Annotated in this window: 16 protein-coding genes and 2 tRNA genes; 7 read left to right on the top strand and 11 right to left on the bottom strand. The window is 68.6% G+C overall.

Annotated elements, in window-relative coordinates:
• Window positions 1–2: 2 nt before the first annotated feature.
• Together K8P63_RS18650 and K8P63_RS18645 are read right to left on the bottom strand one after the other, a co-directional pair.
• Window positions 3–89 (bottom strand) — tRNA-Tyr (locus tag K8P63_RS18650).
• 66 nt (window positions 90–155) lie between these two features.
• Window positions 156–662: a MarR family winged helix-turn-helix transcriptional regulator gene (locus K8P63_RS18645; RefSeq protein ID WP_223797481.1), complete on the bottom strand. Its 507-nt coding sequence runs from the start codon at window positions 660–662 to the stop codon at window positions 156–158.
• Between the two features lie 84 nt (window positions 663–746).
• Here K8P63_RS18645 and K8P63_RS18640 point away from each other — a divergent pair, with 84 nt between their 5' ends.
• From K8P63_RS18640 to K8P63_RS18630, 3 genes are all read left to right on the top strand, one after another.
• Entirely contained in the window at window positions 747–1,844 is a 1,098-nt protein-coding gene (locus K8P63_RS18640; RefSeq protein WP_223797480.1) for a branched-chain amino acid aminotransferase, read from the top strand.
• Between the two features lie 46 nt (window positions 1,845–1,890).
• Window positions 1,891–1,965: transfer RNA gene (locus K8P63_RS18635), tRNA-Gln, on the top strand.
• Between the two features lie 98 nt (window positions 1,966–2,063).
• Window positions 2,064–4,001 (top strand): CocE/NonD family hydrolase, encoded by a 1,938-nt coding sequence (locus K8P63_RS18630; RefSeq protein ID WP_223797479.1) that lies wholly within the window; start codon window positions 2,064–2,066, stop codon window positions 3,999–4,001.
• Window positions 4,002–4,008: 7 nt separating this feature from the next.
• On the opposite strand, the gene K8P63_RS18625 is transcribed toward K8P63_RS18630, so the two are convergent.
• A complete protein-coding gene (locus K8P63_RS18625) occupies window positions 4,009–4,350 on the bottom strand; it encodes a GFA family protein (protein WP_223797478.1) in 342 nt (113 codons plus the stop codon).
• Window positions 4,351–4,452: 102 nt separating this feature from the next.
• On the opposite strand from K8P63_RS18625, the gene K8P63_RS18620 reads away from it, so the two are divergent.
• The 4 genes from K8P63_RS18620 (at window position 4,453) to K8P63_RS18605 (ending at window position 8,310) form a co-directional block, all read left to right on the top strand.
• The gene (locus K8P63_RS18620; RefSeq protein ID WP_223797477.1) at window positions 4,453–4,644 is read left to right on the top strand and encodes a hypothetical protein; all 192 of its coding nucleotides are present in this window, start codon (window positions 4,453–4,455) and stop codon (window positions 4,642–4,644) included.
• A gap of 254 nt (window positions 4,645–4,898) precedes the next feature.
• Window positions 4,899–6,074, top strand: coding sequence for a paraquat-inducible protein A (locus K8P63_RS18615; protein WP_223797476.1), 1,176 nt, complete (start codon window positions 4,899–4,901; stop codon window positions 6,072–6,074).
• Window positions 6,071–7,753 carry a PqiB family protein gene (locus tag K8P63_RS18610; RefSeq protein ID WP_223797475.1) on the top strand — a complete coding sequence of 561 codons (1,683 nt, stop codon included), beginning with the start codon at window positions 6,071–6,073 and terminating at the stop codon, window positions 7,751–7,753. The genes K8P63_RS18615 and K8P63_RS18610 overlap by 4 nt, the downstream gene beginning before the upstream one ends.
• 2 nt (window positions 7,754–7,755) lie before the next feature.
• A complete protein-coding gene (locus tag K8P63_RS18605; protein WP_223797474.1) occupies window positions 7,756–8,310 on the top strand; it encodes a PqiC family protein in 555 nt (184 codons plus the stop codon).
• Between the two features lie 9 nt (window positions 8,311–8,319).
• Here K8P63_RS18605 and K8P63_RS18600 read toward each other — a convergent pair whose 3' ends face one another.
• From K8P63_RS18600 to K8P63_RS18565, 8 genes are read right to left on the bottom strand one after another with little or no spacing between them, the layout of a single operon-like run.
• Window positions 8,320–10,275 (bottom strand): hybrid sensor histidine kinase/response regulator, encoded by a 1,956-nt coding sequence (locus tag K8P63_RS18600; RefSeq protein WP_223797473.1) that lies wholly within the window; start codon window positions 10,273–10,275, stop codon window positions 8,320–8,322.
• Window positions 10,268–10,906 (bottom strand): chemotaxis protein CheX, encoded by a 639-nt coding sequence (locus tag K8P63_RS18595; RefSeq protein ID WP_223797472.1) that lies wholly within the window; start codon window positions 10,904–10,906, stop codon window positions 10,268–10,270. Before K8P63_RS18595 ends, K8P63_RS18600 begins: the two co-directional genes overlap by 8 nt.
• The gene (locus K8P63_RS18590; protein ID WP_223797471.1) at window positions 10,903–11,286 is read right to left on the bottom strand and encodes a response regulator transcription factor; all 384 of its coding nucleotides are present in this window, start codon (window positions 11,284–11,286) and stop codon (window positions 10,903–10,905) included. Before K8P63_RS18590 ends, K8P63_RS18595 begins: the two co-directional genes overlap by 4 nt.
• 50 nt (window positions 11,287–11,336) lie before the next feature.
• Window positions 11,337–11,609, bottom strand: a complete 273-nt coding sequence (locus K8P63_RS18585) for a hypothetical protein (protein WP_223797470.1) — start codon at window positions 11,607–11,609, stop codon at window positions 11,337–11,339.
• Window positions 11,606–13,513, bottom strand: a complete 1,908-nt coding sequence (locus K8P63_RS18580) for a chemotaxis protein CheA (protein WP_223797469.1) — start codon at window positions 13,511–13,513, stop codon at window positions 11,606–11,608. Before K8P63_RS18580 ends, K8P63_RS18585 begins: the two co-directional genes overlap by 4 nt.
• Window positions 13,513–14,361 (bottom strand): CheR family methyltransferase, encoded by an 849-nt coding sequence (locus K8P63_RS18575; RefSeq protein ID WP_223797468.1) that lies wholly within the window; start codon window positions 14,359–14,361, stop codon window positions 13,513–13,515. The genes K8P63_RS18580 and K8P63_RS18575 overlap by 1 nt, the downstream gene beginning before the upstream one ends.
• Window positions 14,358–15,434, bottom strand: a complete 1,077-nt coding sequence (gene cheB, locus K8P63_RS18570; protein WP_223797467.1) for a chemotaxis-specific protein-glutamate methyltransferase CheB — start codon at window positions 15,432–15,434, stop codon at window positions 14,358–14,360. Before cheB ends, K8P63_RS18575 begins: the two co-directional genes overlap by 4 nt.
• Window positions 15,431–16,810 (bottom strand): chemotaxis protein CheW, encoded by a 1,380-nt coding sequence (locus tag K8P63_RS18565; RefSeq protein WP_223797466.1) that lies wholly within the window; start codon window positions 16,808–16,810, stop codon window positions 15,431–15,433. The genes cheB and K8P63_RS18565 overlap by 4 nt, the downstream gene beginning before the upstream one ends.

The raw sequence follows: 16,810 nt of genomic DNA, 5'->3' as shown, positions 1-16,810 counted from the left end.
GGTGGTGGACAGGGTAGGGTTCGAACCTACGTAGGAGAAACTCCGGCAGATTTACAGTCTGCTGCCTTTAACCACTCGGCCACCTGTCCATGAGCTTTGCCCGTGGGAGGCGCGTCAATGGCGAAGCGTGTTCGGCCTGTCAACGCCCTGCAGTGTCAGGCCGCGCGTCCGTCGGGTGCGGCGTCGGCCAGCACGGCCATGCGGCCGCGATCGGCGGGGGGAATCATCGCCTCCAGCACGCGCCAGAAGCCGGTGACCGCCTCCTGCCCCGCGCCCGCATATGCGCCGCCCAGCCGCTCGCGCATCGCCTCGAATAAGTCGCGCTCCATCGCTTCGCCGGATTCGGTGAGTCGCAGCAGCCGCTGGCGCCGGTCCGCGCGCCCGGTGCGGGTCTCGACCAGCCCGCGCTCGGTCAACTCGCCGAGGACGCGGCCGAGTGACTGCTTGGTGATGGCGAGCGTGCGCAGCAGGTCGCTGATCGTCTGATCGGGCTGGCGCGCGATGAAATAGAGCGCGCGATGATGTGCGCGGCCGAGCCCCTCCTTGCCGAGGCGGTGATCGATATCGCGGTAGAGCAGGCTGTAGCCGAAGTAGAGCAACTCGATACCGCGACGGATTTCGGTCTCGCGCAGGAACAGGGGCGAAGCGGACGGGACAGCCATATTGACCCTTTCTGCCACCCACCCTAGCGCGGCGCAAGCCGCAGCTTTAAGGCGGCACTCTTCATCCGCACGAGAAGAGCCATCATGAACGCTGCGACCAGCCTGACCTTCGATCATCTGCCCCATCCCGGCATCGTTCCGGTGAGCGAGCGGCAGGCTTTGCTCGTCGATCCCGGTTTCGGCCGGGTGTTCACCGATCACATGGTGACGATTCGCTATAGCGAGGCGAAGGGCTGGCACGATGCGCAGGTGCAGGCGCGCGCGCCGCTGCAGATGGATCCCGCCGCCGCCGTGCTCCATTATGCGCAGGAGATTTTCGAGGGGCTGAAGGCCTATCGGCTGGAGGATGGTGGCGCGGCCTTGTTCCGCGCCGACGCCAATGCCCGCCGCTTCCGCGCCTCGGCCGAGCGGCTGGCGATGGCGCCGCTGCCGGAGGATCTGTTCGTCGAATCGTGCCGCGCGCTGGTGCGCGCCGACCGCGCCTGGATCCCCGAGGCGGAAGGCGGCGCGCTCTATCTGCGGCCGTTCATGATCGCGAGCGAGGTGTTCCTCGGCGTGAAGCCCTCGTCCGAATATCTCTACATGGTGATCGGATCGTCGGTCGGCGCCTATTTCAAGGGCGGCGCGCCGGCGGTGACCTTGTGGGTGTCGCAGGATTATACCCGCGCTGCCCCCGGCGGCACCGGTGCTGCCAAGTGCGGCGGCAATTACGCCGCCAGCCTCGTCGCGCAGGCGGAGGCGATCCGCCAGGGCTGCGATCAGGTGCTGTTCGTCGACGCCGCCGAGCATCGCTGGATCGAGGAGCTGGGCGGCATGAACATCTTCTTCGTGTTCGACGACGGCTCGATCGCGACGCCGCCGCTGACCGGCACGATCCTGCCCGGCATCACGCGCGATTCGCTGACCGTGCTGGCGCGCGACATGGGGCTGACGGTGCGCGAGGAGCGCTACGCGCTCGACCAGTTCGCCGCCGATGCCGCCAGCGGCCGCATCCGCGAGGCGTTCGCCTGCGGCACGGCGGCGGTGGTGACGCCGATCGGCCGCGTGCGCGGCGAAGGGTTCGATTTCACGATCGGCAATGGCGGCCCGGGCACGGTTTCCAGCCAGCTCAAGGCGGCTCTGGTGTCGATCCAGCGCGGCCATGCGGCCGATCCGCACGGCTGGGTCGAGCGGCTGTTCTAAAGCCTTCCCTCGCGGGCGCGGCCGGTTATAAGGCCCGCCCGCGCGATGGGGCGTCGCCAAGTGGTAAGGCAACGGTTTTTGGTACCGTCATTCGGAGGTTCGAATCCTCCCGCCCCAGCCAGCCGCCGGATCTTTTGAGCACGGATCGGCTCTGAAAAGGCTGGCGCTCGGCCGCTCGACCATGCGAACGCCCGTCTTTCCAAGCGGGAGATCCAGCGCATGACGATCGGACGGGCGACGGCGATGTTGATGATCGGGGCGCTCGCGCTCCCCGTCGCGGCGCAGGCAGGCGAGCCGATCTTCCCGGCGCATGGCGACAAGCCGGCGCACTATGTCGAGCCGACCACGGGCTACAATTACACGCGCCGCGACGTCGAGATGCCGATGCGCGACGGGGTCAAGCTGCACACCGTCATCCTGGTGCCGAAGGGCGCGGCGCATGCGCCGATCCTGTTCACGCGCACCCCCTACGATGCCGACAAGCATGCCGGCCGCAACCGATCGGGCAACCTCGCGTCGATCGTGCCGCAGAGCGCCGAAGTGTTCGCCAATGCCGGCTACATCATCGTCTTTCAGGACGTGCGCGGGCTGCACGGATCGGAAGGCGATTATGTGATGACGCGCCCGCCGCGCGGGCCGCTCAACCCGACCAACGTCGACAACACTACCGATGCGTGGGACGCGATCGACTGGCTGGTCAAGAACGTGCCGGAGACGAACGGCAAGGTCGGCATGATCGGCTCGTCCTACGAGGGCCATACCGTCGTGATGGCGTTGCTCGATCCGCATCCCGCGCTGAAGGTCGCCGCGCCCGAAAGCCCGATGGTCGACGGCTGGATGGGCGACGACTGGTTCCACTATGGCGCGTTCCGCCAGGATGGCGCGCTCGGCTACGTCATCGGGCAGGAGAGCCCGAAGGGCGCCGACGCCGCCTTCATCACCTCCAATGCCGACGATTACGACGCCTATCTGCGCGGCGGATCGGCGGGCGACATCGCCAAGGCGCATGGGGTCGACCAGTTCGGCATGTGGCGGCGCATGGCCGAGCATCCCGCCTATGACGCTTATTGGCAGGGTCAGGCGCTCGACAAGGCGGTCGCCGCGCACCCGTCCAAGGTGCCGACCATGTGGCTGCAGGGCCTGTGGGACCAGGAGGATATGTGGGGCGCGATCCACAGCTGGGAGGCGCTGAAGGGCGCCGGCCACCTCGACAACAATTATCTCGTGATGGGCCCGTGGCGGCACAGCCAGGTCAATTACGAAGGCTATAGCCTCGGCCCGCTCAAATGGGCCGGCAACACCACCGCCGACTTCCGCCAGAACGTGCTGCTGCCCTTCTTCGATCAGTATCTGAAGGACGGCGCGCCGGCCTACGCGATGCCGCGCGTGCAGATCTACAATACCGGCGAGAACCATTGGGACAAATTGCCCGACTGGCCGCTCGCCTGCGCCAGCGGCTGCGCCAAGCCGATGACGCCGCTCTATCTCGCCGCCGATGCGGGCCTGTCGTTCGACAAGCCCAAGGGCGCGGGTGCCGACAGCTATGTCTCCGATCCGGCGCATCCGATCCCGTTCGTGCCGCGCCCGGTGAACCTGTCGGGCACCGACCAGTGGAAGCAGTGGCTCGTCTCCGACCAGCGCGAGGCGAACACGCGCACCGACGTGCTGAGCTACGAGACGCCGGTGCTCGATCATGCGGTGCGGATCAGCGGCGCACCGGTGGCCGACCTCCTGCTGGCGACGACGGGCACCGACGGCGATTTCGTGGTCAAGCTGATCGACGTCTATCCCGACGAGGTGCCGTCGCAGACCGAACTCGGCGGCTACCAGCTCGGCGTGGCGATGGACATCTTCCGCGGCCGCTATCGCGACAGTTTCGAACATCCGAGCGCGATCCCGGCGAACAAGACGGTGCGGATCAAGTTTGCGCTGCCGACCGCCAACCACGTCTTCCTGCCCGGCCACCGCATCATGGTGCAGGTGCAGTCGAGCTGGTTCCCGCTCTACGACCGCAACCCGCAGACCTATGTCCCGAACATCTTCTTCGCCAAGCCGGGCGACTACAAGAAGGCGACGATCACCGTCTCGCGCTCGTCCGCGAACCCCAGCGCGGTGTGGCTGCCTTTGGTGGACGCGGGTGCCGTGGCGGCGCAGTGATGCGCCGTCAGACCTGATCGACCGCGACATTCGTCACGTCGAGGCCGTGGCCTTCGTCGAGGCAGCGCAGGTTCAGGCTCATCGCGTCGGGCCGGCCGCGCGGGGTGAGGAAGCTCTTCACCCCGCATTGCGTACAGAAGATGTGGCGCGCCGAACCCGACCCGAACCGATAGGTGGTGGTCTCGCGCCGCCCCTCGACGATGCGGAAGGCCGATTGCGGAACGATCACATGCTGGAAGCCGGTCATCGCGCAGATCGAGCAGCCGCACGCGAGCACCTCGACCGGTCCGTCGGCCACCTCCGCCTCGAACCGCACCAGGCCGCAATGGCAGCCGCCCTCCACCTTCATCATCATGCTCCGAACGTCAGCCGACCGCGTCTCCGCTTGTGTCCCCTTATGATCGGCGTAGACTTTCGGGAACCGCCGAAAAAGGCGGGCTGGAGAGAGTCGATGGCCGACAAGATCGAGCGTCCCGCGGCGCCCACCCCATCCGAAACGCTGCAATGGCCCGACATCGCCATGGTCATGGCACCGGCTGCCGGCTGCGATTGCCAGATGCTCGCTGTCTCGCTCGCCGCCGCGATGCGCCCGATCCATCCGGCGGAAGTGATCGCGACCGCCGCGCCCAAGCACAAGCACTGAAGGTTTCGGTCGGAAGCGGCGATCGTCCGCTTGCGCGCGGCGTCAGAAATGATGCGTGCACATCGCCAGCAGCAGGATGATCGGGATCGGCACGCCGATAAGCCAGAGCAGGATCGATCGCATCATCCATCTCCAATGTTTCGCCATGCAAACGACGCGAAACCGCGATCGGATCCGCGCGTGACGCAACTCCTGCGGCGTCCGCGCTTTCCGTCCTCATGACAGCGGCGATCGTGGGATGTGCGGATTGCGGATTGCCGCAGCAATTGCCGCCGACCCATGCCGCGCAGCTGACGCGCTGCGCGCGCTGCGCCGGGACGCTCGAACGCACCAACGGGCGCAGCCTGTCGCTGGCGTTCGCCCTGTCGGCGACGCTGCTCCTTCTGCTCATCCCGGCCAACCTGATGCCGCTGCTGCGCACCGACGTGCTCGGCGTGTCGCGCACCAGCCGGCTCGCCTCGTCGGCGTGGATCATGCTGTACGACGGCTGGCCGTGGCTGGCGGCGATCGTGTTCCTGTTCATCGTCGTCGCCCCGATCGTCCGCTTCGGCCTGCTGACGCTCGTGCTCGGCGCGCTGGAATTCGATGTGAAGGCCGACTGGCTCGGGCCGGCGTTCCGCTGGGCGGACAAATTGCAGAGCTGGGCGATGCTCGACGTGTTTCTGCTCGGGCTGGCGGTGGCCTATGCCCGGCTGGCGGATTCGATCGCGGTGAGGCTCGGGCCGGGCGGGGTCGCGCTGATCGCCACGGCGATCCTGTCGCTGTTCGTCCGCGCGGCGCTCGACAAGGCGGCGGTGTGGGAACGGATCGCGCCCGACGCGCCCCCGGCCGATCCGCGCACGGCGATCGAATGCACGACCTGTGAATTGCTCGCGCCGGCCGAGGCCGAGGGCGCGTCGTGCCGCCGCTGCGGCGATCGCCTCCACCGGCGCAAGCCGCAGAGCATGAGCCGCACGATCGCGCTGACGCTGGCGGCGGTGCTGCTCTACATCCCCGCCAACCTCTATCCGCTAGCGACGCTGCCGATCCATTACAAGCCGACCACCTATACGGTGCTGGAGGGCGTGATCGAGCTGGCGCAGGCGAACCTCTGGGATCTCGCTCTATTGGTGTTCTGCGCGAGCTTCCTCATTCCGTTCCTGAAGCTCGCCGGGCTCGGCTGGTGCGTCGTTTCGGTGCTGCGGCGCTCGCGCTCGCACCTCGTCGCGAAGACGAAGGTCTATCGGATGGTGGAGGAGATCGGGCGCTGGTCGATGGTCGATCCGTTCGTGATCGGAACCTTCGTGCCGGTCATGACCTATAATGCCTTCATCACGGGGCGTGCGGAGCCCGCGGCGGTGCCGTTCACCGCCGTGGTGGTGCTGACGATGATCAGCGCCAAGACGTTCGACCCGCGACTGATGTGGGATGCGGCGGAGCGACGCGATTGAACGACGATGACCGGGACGATACGCTGCCGCAGGCGCGCGCGATCCGCAGCCGCTGGCCGGGCCTCGTCTGGGCCATCCCGCTCGCCGCTCTGATCATCGTCGCCTATCTCGGCGTGCGCGCGCTCACCCGTCGCGGGCTCGAGACGGTGGTCACCTTCGGCTATGTCGAGGGCGTCACGCCGGGCGATACCAAGGTGCTGATGAAGGGCGTCGAGGTCGGCCACGTCTCGCACGTGCGGGCGGCACCCGACGCGCATCATGTCGAGGTGACGCTGTCGCTCGATCCGCGCGTCAGGGATGCGCTCAACAGCAACACCAAATTCTGGCTGGTCGGCGAGTTTCCCACGATCACCGACATCCAGTCGATCCGCGCCGCGGTGGCGGGGGTGTTGATCGACATGGCGCCGGGTACCGGCGGCACGCCGACGCGGCACTTTGTCGGGCTCGATCAGCCGCCGCTGATCCTGCCGGGCACGCAGGGGACGATCTATTACCTCGATGCCGCCGCGCTGGGCTCGATCCAGCCGGGTGCGGCGGTGCTCTATCGCGGCTTCACGATCGGCAAGGTGGTTCGGACAGCGCTGCGCGGTCCGGGCAATTTCCGGCTGAAGGTGTTCGTGAATGCACCGTTCGACCGGCTGATCGACGAAGGCGGCGCGTTCTGGACCGGCAGCCCGCTCAAGCTGTCGCTCAGCGGCGCGTCGCTGACGGCCGGCCTCTCGTCGCCGGCCAGCGTGCTGCAGGGTTCGGTGCAATATGAACTGCCCCCCGCGCCCGTCGCCGCGCAACATGCCCCGGCCAATACGGTGTTCACGCTCTATCAGGACCAGGCGACGGCGCGCGCGGGCGCGATCGGGCCGGAGGTGCCATATCGCGTCATGCTGAAGGGCGCCGCCGGCGATATCGAACCGGGATCGAGCGTGACGATGCTCGGATATACGGTCGGGCGGGTGCGCAGCGCGCACCTGACGTTCGCGCCCGGTGGGCGGCCTTATACCGAGGCAACCATCCTGCTCTATCCGCGCCGCCTCGATGTCGCACTGCCGCCGGGGGCGGGCACGCAGGACTGGCGCGCCGCGAGCGATCGTGCGGTCGGGCGTCTGCTTGCGCAAGGCTATCGCGCGCATATGATCCAATCGCCGCCCTTGGTGGGTGCGCATGCGATCCTGCTCGCGGCGGATGCCGGCGCCCGCCCGGCACGCCTCGCGACCGGCGGCGGCGATCCGATCATCCCCGCTGCAGAAAGCAACGCCACCGCCGACGATCTGATGGCGAAGGCTGATTCGATCCTGACCAAGGTCGACCAGATCCCGCTGCAGGAGATCGGCGCCAACGTCCGCCGGCTGACCGCCAATGTCGCCAACATCACCGGATCGGGCGAGGTCCGCGACGGCATCGCGCATCTCGATGCCACGCTGCGCCAGCTCGACGCGATCACTGCGCAGGTGAAGCCGCAGATCGGGCCGCTGATGACCAAGCTCAACCAGACGGTGACTGAGCTGCAGGGCACCGCGGCCGCAGCGCGCACCGTATTGTCGGGCGAGGGCGCGGCGCAGGATCGCAGCCTGCCCGAGGCGATCGGCCAGATGGATCAGGCGGCGCGTTCGATCCGCTCGCTGACCGACTATCTCGGCCGCCACCCCGAGGCGTTGCTGCGCGGCAAGGCGAAGGAGAAATGAGAATGCGGCAGTGGCTTCCGGCCCCGATCGCGGCGTTGGCGCTCGCGGCATGCGCGCATAGCCCGGCGACGACGATGCTCACGCTGGATGCGGTGGCGCCCGCCGCCGCCGCGCCGGCCTATCGCGGTGCGCCGATAGCAATTCCGGCGGTACATATCCCGGCCGCGCTCGATCGGGCCGAATATACGCGGCAGGTCGCGGGGGCGGAGATGAAGGTCGACGACTTCGCCCGCTGGATCGCGCCGCTCGGGACGCTGGCGCGCGACACGCTCGTCCGCGATCTCACCGCGCGGCTGCCGGAGGGCGCGGTGCTTCCGCCGGGTGCGGTTGCGGCGCCGCCGGCGCGCACCGTGAGCGTGACGATCCTCGCCTTCGGTATCGCTGGCGGCCAAGCGCGGATGGACGTCGCCTATCGCGAGCTGCCGTCCGGCCCCGTCGCGCAATTGTCGCTCGAAACGCCCCAGCAGGCGGGCACGCCCACCGCCAGCGCGGAGGCGTTCAGCCAGCTCCTGGCGCAACTGGCCGATCGGATGGCGGCGAGCCTCGGCCGGCCATAGCGGCGACGCTCAGCGAACGGTTTCGAGCGCCTCGCGGATGCGCGCGGCCAGCGTCTCGTAATTGAACGGTTTCTGCAGCAGGTCGACATGCGCGCGCAGCCGGCCGTCCCGCGTGATCGCGTCGCGCGGATAGCCCGAAATGAACAGCACCCGCATCTCGGGGAACAGGACGTGCGCCGCATCCGCCAGTTCGCTGCCCGACATGACCGGCATGACGACGTCGGTGAGCAGGAGTTGGACCGATTGATCGGGGCGCTCCAGCAGCCGAAGCGCGGACGGCCCGTCATAGGCCTCGATCACGCGATAGCCGAGTTCGCGCAGCAGCTCGACGGTATGCGCCCGGACGTCGTCGTCATCCTCGACCACGAGGATCGTCTCGCCCTTGCCGGCGCTCAACCCCTCGACGATCGGCGCCGGCCGGTGGTCGCCTGCCAGACGCGTCATGCGCGGCAGGTAGAGGGTGATGGTCGTGCCTTGCCCGACGGTCGAATCGATCGTGATCTGCCCACCGGACTGGGTGACGAAGCCATAGACCATCGACAGGCCGAGCCCGGTGCCCTTGCCGACCTCCTTGGTCGTGAAGAACGGATCGAACACCTTGGCGATCATCTCGTCCGACATGCCGGAGCCTGTGTCCGTCACCTCGATCGCGACGAATTCGCCCGCCACGAGCATCCGGTCGTCCTGATCCTGCACGGTCCGGTTATGGGCGGAGATGGTGAGGTTGCCGCCGCCGGGCATCGCATCGCGCGCATTGACCGCGAGGTTGAGGATCGCATTCTCGAGCTGATGCCCGTCAATCTCGACGCCCCAGAGATCCGGGTCGGGCTGGATCTGGATCCCGACCGCCTCGGTGATCGAACGGGTCAGCAAGTCGGACATGCCCGCGAGCAGCCGGGCGATATCGGTGGGCTTGGGCGAGAGCGGCTGGCGGCGTGAGAAGGCCAGCAGCCGCTGCGTGAGCGCGGCGGCGCGCTCGGCGCCCTTCATCGCATTGTCGAGCGCGCGCTTGGCGCGCGGATCGGTATCCAGGGTCAGCCGCCGCGTGGCCGTCTCGACATTGCCGACGATGATCGTCAGCAGATTGTTGAAGTCGTGCGCGATCCCGCTGGCGAGCTGGCCGACCGCCTCCATCTTCTGCGCCTGGCGCAGCGCCTCCTCGACCGCCATCCGCTCGTCGATCGCCTGCTGCACGCGCTGTTCGAGCGTGTCGTTCAGGTCGAGCAGGCGCTGCTGTGCGGCCTTCTGCTCGGTCACGTCGTAGATGACGCCGATGATGCGGTATCCGTCGCCATCCTCGTGATGGACTTCGCCCCGGCGCGCGATCCAGCGCGTGTCGCCGGTATCGCCGCGCCGGACGAAGAACTCCCCGCCGATCGATCGCGCGTCGGACGGCAGCGCATCCGGGACGATCGGGCCGCCATCCACCGACAGGCCGTTGATCGTGCGGACCGGCAGCGACCGCGCCGGGTGCAGGCCGAGCAGCCGGCAGAATTCGTCGGACACGCTCGCGGTGGCGAACCCGTCGCGATATTCGAAGGTGCCGACGCCGCCCGCCGACTGCGCCACGCGCAGCCTTTCCTCGGCCTGCTTGCGTTCGGTGACGTCGATCAGCAGGCCGGTGAACCGGACGGGCTCGTCCGATCGATCGAGATGGCTCTCGCCGCGCCCGTGCATCCAGCGATAGCCGCCATCGGCGGTGAGGACGCGAAACTCCTTCGAGAACAGAGCGGAGCCACCGAGGATGCCCGCCACCGCGATCCGCATCCGCGCGCGATCGTCGGGGTGGATGCGCGAGAAGAAGGTCTGGGTCGGCAGCGGCACGCCCGCGAGCGCGCGATCGATGCCGTAGAGATCGGCAAAACGCTCGTCGATCCGCAGCGCGTCGGCGACGATGTCCCAGTCCCAGCAGCCGCTCGTGCCCGCCGTCATGCTTGCGGTGCGGACCGGACCCGCATCAACCATCCTGCCCGACGATCCGTTCGATGAACTCGGCCAGCAATTCCTTGAGAAGCGCAAGCTCCGGCAGGTTCATCAGCATCGCGATATAGCCGCGAATGTCGCGATGGCGGACGTTGAAATCGATGTAGAGGAAGAGCACCAGCCCATCCGCCGGCGCTTCCTCGAAGACGTCGAACAAGGTCGCGCCATTGCCGCGTACGACCTCCGGAATGCTCATCGTCAGCGAGCGCTTGAGCATGTTCGCCATCGTGGCGAGGCAGCTGTTGAGGATGACGTTGCCGGTTTCGGTGAGCGCCTCATGCTCCATCTCGACCACCTCCTGGGCGGTGAGTTCGTCATGGGTCACGGCGCGGACCAGCTCGAGGCTGTTCTCCTCCGGAAAGATCAGCAGCGCGCGGCCCGAAAAGGCGCCGGCGAAATCCTGGCGAACGGCGACCAGATCGTCCGTCTCGCGCTCGCTGATCAGCCGCGCGGCGCGCTTCTGCGACACGACGTCGATCGCCGGCACCGACAGCAGCACCTGCTCGCCGACCATCTTGCGCAGGCTCGAGGCCGCGCGGCTGACCCCGATATTGACGATCTCCGTAAGCGCGTCGCGCTCCAGCTCGTCGAGCAGGATCTGGTCGGAGATCATCCCTTTTTCGATCGCAGCTTGAGCGCGGCACCGGACAGGAAGCCCTCCAGCCCTTCGGCAGTCACCGGCTTGGGCACGAAGGTCGCGTTGATCGCGCGCGCGCGCGCGACCACCTCGTCCTGGATGTTGGCGGTGATGATCGCAATCGGCATGTCGGCATGCTCGGCGCGCAGCTCGGTGGCGAGTTGCAGCCCGTCCTTGACGGTCATGTTGAAGTCAATCAGCGCGACGTCGACGGGATGCTCCGCCATGATGGCGAGCGCGTCGGCGGCGCTGCCCGCCTCGATCTTGGTCCACTCGGGCTGGAGCGTGGCGAGCGTCTTGCCGGCGACGATCCGTGCGAGCTTGCTGTCATCGACGATGAGGACGGTTACCGGCATGTCGAACTCCAGAAGCGACCGAGAACGGGAAAAACGAAGGGAATATCAAATCATAGTGCCGGAACGCCCGGAGCGGAAGGCGAGGCGGCCCCGGTCAGCAGCGGAAGGACGTAACGAACCAGAAAAGGGTGATCGGGCCGGCCTCTGACCGATGGCCGGCATGCGAGCAGGATCTGCACGACGGCGGTATGGATGGCGGTGCAGTCCGTCAGGTCAACCTCGGGTCGCGCGCTCGCGAGCAATGCACCGAGCAGGGGCTCGGCTTCCTCGAGCCGGCAGCGGCCCTCCAACCGGATGACGTCGCCCTCGACGCGGATGCTCATGCGATCAGCCTTTCCGGATCGAGCACGATCAGCACCTCGCCGTCGCCGAGCACGGCCGTGCCCGCGACGCCGGGAATCGTGCCCAGCAGGCCCGTCGCCTGCCGCACGGTGGCATTGATCTGCTGATCGAAGCCGTCGACCACGAACGCGACGCGTTCGCTGCCATGATCCGCCACCATCAGCCGCAGGTCGCCCGAGGCCCGGCGTCGGCCACCGAGCAGTTCGGCCATGTGGAGGAGGGGGACCGAACGGTCGCGCAGCACCAGCGCCTCGCCGCTGCCCAAAGGCGCGACCGCGGCGGCGGGCACGATCACGGTCTCGGTCACCTTGTCGAACGGGACGGCATAGCGATCCGGCCCCGAACGGATGACGAGCATCCGCGTCGTGATCGCACGCAGCGGGAAGCTGAGCCGCATCATTGTGCCGCGACCGACCTCGCTGTCGATCGCGATCCGCGCGTCGATCCGGTCGAGCGCCGATCGCACGGCATCCATGCCGACGCCGCGCCCGGACACGCTGGTAACCGCATCCGCCGACGAGAAGCCCGGCGCGAAGATCAGCTCGATCGCGGCGCGATCGTCCAGCCCGGCCGCCTGCGCGTCCGAGACGATGCCGCGCGCGACCGCGATCCCGCGCATCTGCGCCGGCGCGATCCCGCGCCCGTCGTCGGCCAGCGCGACGTCGAGCCGCTCTCCGTTGCGGGCGAAGCTCAGGCGAAGCCTGCCGCTCGGCGATTTTCCGGCGGCCACCCGCGCGTCGGCAGGCTCGATGCCGTGATCCACCGCATTGCGGACAAGGTGAAGCAGCGGCTCGAACAATGCGTCGGCGATCGCCTTGTCGACCTCGAGGCTGTCGCCGTCGATGGCGAAATCGATCGTCTTGCCGAGTTCGGCGGCAAGCTCGCGCACGATCCGCGGCAGGCGTCGCAGCATCGGCGCGATCGGCACGAGCCGCACCGCCAGGACGCCGCGCTGCAGGACCGAAACCTCCCGCTCGACATTGCCATGCGCCACCCGCAGCCGCGCGCCGAGGCTGGCATCGAGCCGCGAGACCTCGGCGACCAGCGGCTCCAGCGCGTTGGCGGCGACGATCAGCTCGCCGAGCGTGTCGGCCAGATCGTCGATGCGGCGCATATCGACGCGCAACGTCTGCGACTGCGCATCCGCGACCGGCGCCTCGGCGTCGGCCTGCGGGCGAACCAAGTGCAGCGCGACCTGATCGCTCACCAGCCGGAAATGGGCGCGCACCGCGTCGAGCGAAGCCCCGGACAGGCCCTCGATGCAGAGGTTGCACTGGAAGGGCTCGATCTGCTCGGGATCGGGCCAGGGCTCGCGTGGCGTGATCTGAAGCGCCTGGAGATCGGGCACGCTTGCGCACAGCGCGAGCGGATCGTCGCCGCGGAAGAAGCAGTCCGCATCGGGCCGATAGCGGAATGCGACGAGCGCGGCGCCCGCCGCCTGGAGCAGGTCGGCTTCGCGCTCCGCCAATGGCGCGAGCCAATCGGGTTGGGACATCGCTTCGGGCGTGGGCGCGTCGGCAATCCCGCCGAGCAGGCGGTCGGCCACGTCGCCGGCATCGGCGGGCAGGGTGCCCGTGCGCTCCATGGCGTCGATCCACGCGTCGACCCGATCGATGCAGGCGACGAGCGCCGCCAATCCGTCGGGCGGGATCGCGGCGCCGTCCTTGCGCGCCCGATCGAGCATGCTCTCGGCCTCGTGGAGGATGCGGCCGGCCGGCGCCATGTCGAAGACCGCGACCGATCCCTTGAGCGTGTGGACGGCGCGGAAGGCGGCGTCGATCGCATCCCGGTCGTCGGCGCGGCGGGCGAGCAGGCCCAGCGCATCGTTGGCCGCCGCGACCAGCTCGCGGCCCTCGATCAGGAATTGGGCGAGCAGCTCATCCATCACCGACGGCGATAGACCATCGCGTCGCCGAACCGAACGAGTTCGAAACGGTCGCTGATCCGGTTCATCGATTCGGTGTGGCCGAGGCACAGGAAACCGCCGGGGTTGAGGCAGTCGTACAGATGGGCGGCGGCGAGCTGACGCGCATCGTCGTCGAAATAGATCAGCAGGTTGCGGCAGAAGATCACGTCGAACTTGCCCTGCGCGCGGCTGCTGCGCGTCTCGATCAGGTTGGCGACGCCGAACTGCACCGATTCCTTCAGGTCGTCGATGATCTCCCGCTCCAGATTGCGTTCGGGCAGGAAGTAGCGCTCGCGCACGTCGGTGGGCAGCCGCTGCAGCGCGCGTTCCCCGTAGATTCCGCGCCGCGCCTGATCGATCGCGGCGGAGTCGATGTCCGAGCCGACGATCTCGATGTGCCACGCATCGACCATCGGCCAGTTTTCGAGCAGCCAGATCGCGATCGAGTACGGCTCCTCCCCGGTCGAGCACGGCATCGACCAGATCCGCACCAGCGATCCGGGCGTGCGATCCGCGACCAGTTCGGGAAGCATGTCGCGCGCGAGCGCGGCGATCTGCACGTCCTCGCGATAGAAATAGGTTTCGTTGATCGTGAAGGCGTTGATCAGCGCCTGCATCTCCGCCCCGTCCAGCGGCAGCTTCGCCAGATATGTCGCGGCGTTCGGGGCGCCCGATCGCGCCATGCGCACGGCGAAGCGGCGCTCGATATAATAACGCTTGGCCTCGCCGAAGGTCATGCCGGTGCGGGCGTAGATCAGGCGGGAGAGCTGCTGCAGTTCAGCCTCGCTCAACAGCGGGGTGTGGCCGGGATCGGCGCTCGGATTCACTTCGCCGCCGCCAGCAGATCGGCGGCGATTTCGGGGAGCGGCGCGACGCGCGCCGCGCCGCCGAGCTCGACCAGCGAGCCGGGCATGCCCCAGATCACGGCCGTCTCCCTTGCTTCGGCGATGGTGAAGCCGCCGTCTTCATGCAGCTTCGTCATCGCTTTAGCTCCGTCGGATCCCATGCCGGTCATCAACACGCCGATGATCCGTTCGGGCGCGACCTGCGACATCGCGCTTTCGACCAGCCGGTCGACGCTGGGGTGCCAGGCGAATTCGGAGGCCTCGGGCGCGGCGAGCGCGACCAGCCCGCCGCGCCTGCGGGCGATGATGAGATCGGCACCCCCGCGACCGATATAGGCCCGGCCGGGTTGGAGCAGGACGGTCTTCGACACCTCCTCGACCGCGATGTCGCAGAGCCGGTCGAGCCGCGCCGCAAGCTGGCCGGTGAAGCTCGCCGGCATGTGCTGGGCGATGACGATCGGCCAGCGGAAGTCGGCCGGAAGCGGCGCGAGCAGCGCTTCGAGCGCGGGCGGGCCGCCGGTGGAGCTGCCGACGAGCACCAGCCCTTCGCCGTCCGGCGCGACCCAGGTGTGCTGCTCGCGCGGCTGTTCGGGCGGCGTCGGTGGTCGCACCGGCGTACCGCGCTTTAGTCGGACGCGTTCGGCGAGGCGGGCAGTGCGCGAGATCCGGGCGGTCGCGGCGGCGCGGACCTTCTCGACCATCGGCGCCGCGATCTTCTCGATCTCGAGCGAGATCGCGCCGGCGGGCTTGGACACGAAATCGACCGCGCCCAGCTCCATCGCCTCCAGCGTCTCGTCGGCGCCGGTCGAGGTGAGCGCCGATATCATCACCACCGGCGTCGGGCGCTCGAGCATGATCCGGTCGAGGCAAGCGAGGCCATCCCCGCCGGGCATGTGGATGTCGAGCGTGATGACGTCGGGCCTGTCGGCATGGAGACGAACGATCGCCTCGTCCGCATTGCGCGCGACCGCGACCTCGAACCCGGCATCGGTGAAGATGTCGGTGAGGAGACGCCGCATCAGCGGCGAATCATCGACAATCAGGAGGCGGGTCACGCAGACGCGACGTCCGCCTGCGCCGCGAGCGCGGCGAGCAGATCCCGTTCCGCACCGTCGAGCAGCTGGGCGGGCTCGATCAGCAGCACCATCCGCTCGCCGTCGTCGAGCGACGCGACGCGATCGAAGAGCTGCGGCCCTGCCCCCATTTCGGGCGCCGCGCCGATCGCCGAATGCGCGATCGGCCGCACGTCATCGACGCTGTCGACGACGAAGGCGGCCTTGAGCGCGCCGATGGCGAGCAGGATCGCACGCTTGCCGGCAATCGCGGCGGCCGGCGATCCGAACCGCCGGCGCTGGTCGATGACGGGCACGGCGTGGCCGCGCAGGCTCATCACGCCCTCGATGAAGGCCGGCGCCCGCGGGATCCGCACGATGGCGTCCGGAATGCGGACCACCTCCGTGACCGCGAGCGCGGGCAGGCCGAAGCTCTGGTCGCCGAGGCGGAACAGCAGGAAGCGCTCATGCTGTTCGGCCGCCATCTGCTCAATCTCCGTGTCGGAACTGCGCTCGTCCAATTGCGCCATCAGGGCCTCGTCGAGCAATTGGTCGGCGGCGAGGATCGAGATCAGGCCGCGGCCGTCGGGCAGGCGACCGATCGCCTGGATGCGCGCCTCGGCCGAGCGGCGCGCGATCACCGCCGGGACGGGATCGATCGCATGCTCGCCGAGCCGGATCACCGCGCCGACGACCAACCCGACCCTGCGCCCCTGAATGTTCACGATCACGACGCGCGCGCCGATGGCCGGCCCCTCCGCCCCGCCCAGCCCGAGCAGATGCGCGAGCCGCAGCAGCGGCAGCAGCGCGCCGCGGTGCAGCGTCGTTCCCGCCACGGCAGGATCGGATCGCGGCACCGGCACGACATCGCCCGGCAGAGCGATCACTTCCTCGACCTGATCGAGCGGCAGGGCGAAGGCCTGCCCGGCCACCGCGAAGGCGATCAGATGAACCTGTGCTTCGGTCGCGGCCGGCGCCACCGGGCTCGCGACGACGCGATCGGCGCGGCGGGCACCGGCGACGACGGGCGCCTGACGATACGCCTCGGCGAGCAACGCATCCACATCGAGGCGTTTGAGCCCCTTGCGCGCGGGCTCGATCGCGGTGACCTCGTCGACCAGCAGCCCGACCGCCGGCTCGCGTGCGAGGACGAGCACCGTGGTCTGCGAACGCGCCGGCAGATCCTCGAGCGCGCCGACCGACAGGATCGGCACCGCGCTGCCGCGGACGTTGCCGAGCCCCGCCAGCCCCTTCGGCGCGTGCGGCACCGGCGTCAGGCGGGGCAGGCGCACGATCTCGCGCACCGCATCCGCTGCCACCGCATGCGCGCGACCGCCTGCACGGAAGGACAGGACTTGTCCGGGCGCGGCGGCCGCCAT

This window comes from Sphingomonas nostoxanthinifaciens, assembly GCF_019930585.1.
GTDB classification, from domain to species: domain Bacteria; phylum Pseudomonadota; class Alphaproteobacteria; order Sphingomonadales; family Sphingomonadaceae; genus Sphingomonas_I; species Sphingomonas_I nostoxanthinifaciens.
Note: the sequence above shows the minus strand (reverse complement) of the source record. Positions and strands in the feature narration are given on the sequence as shown.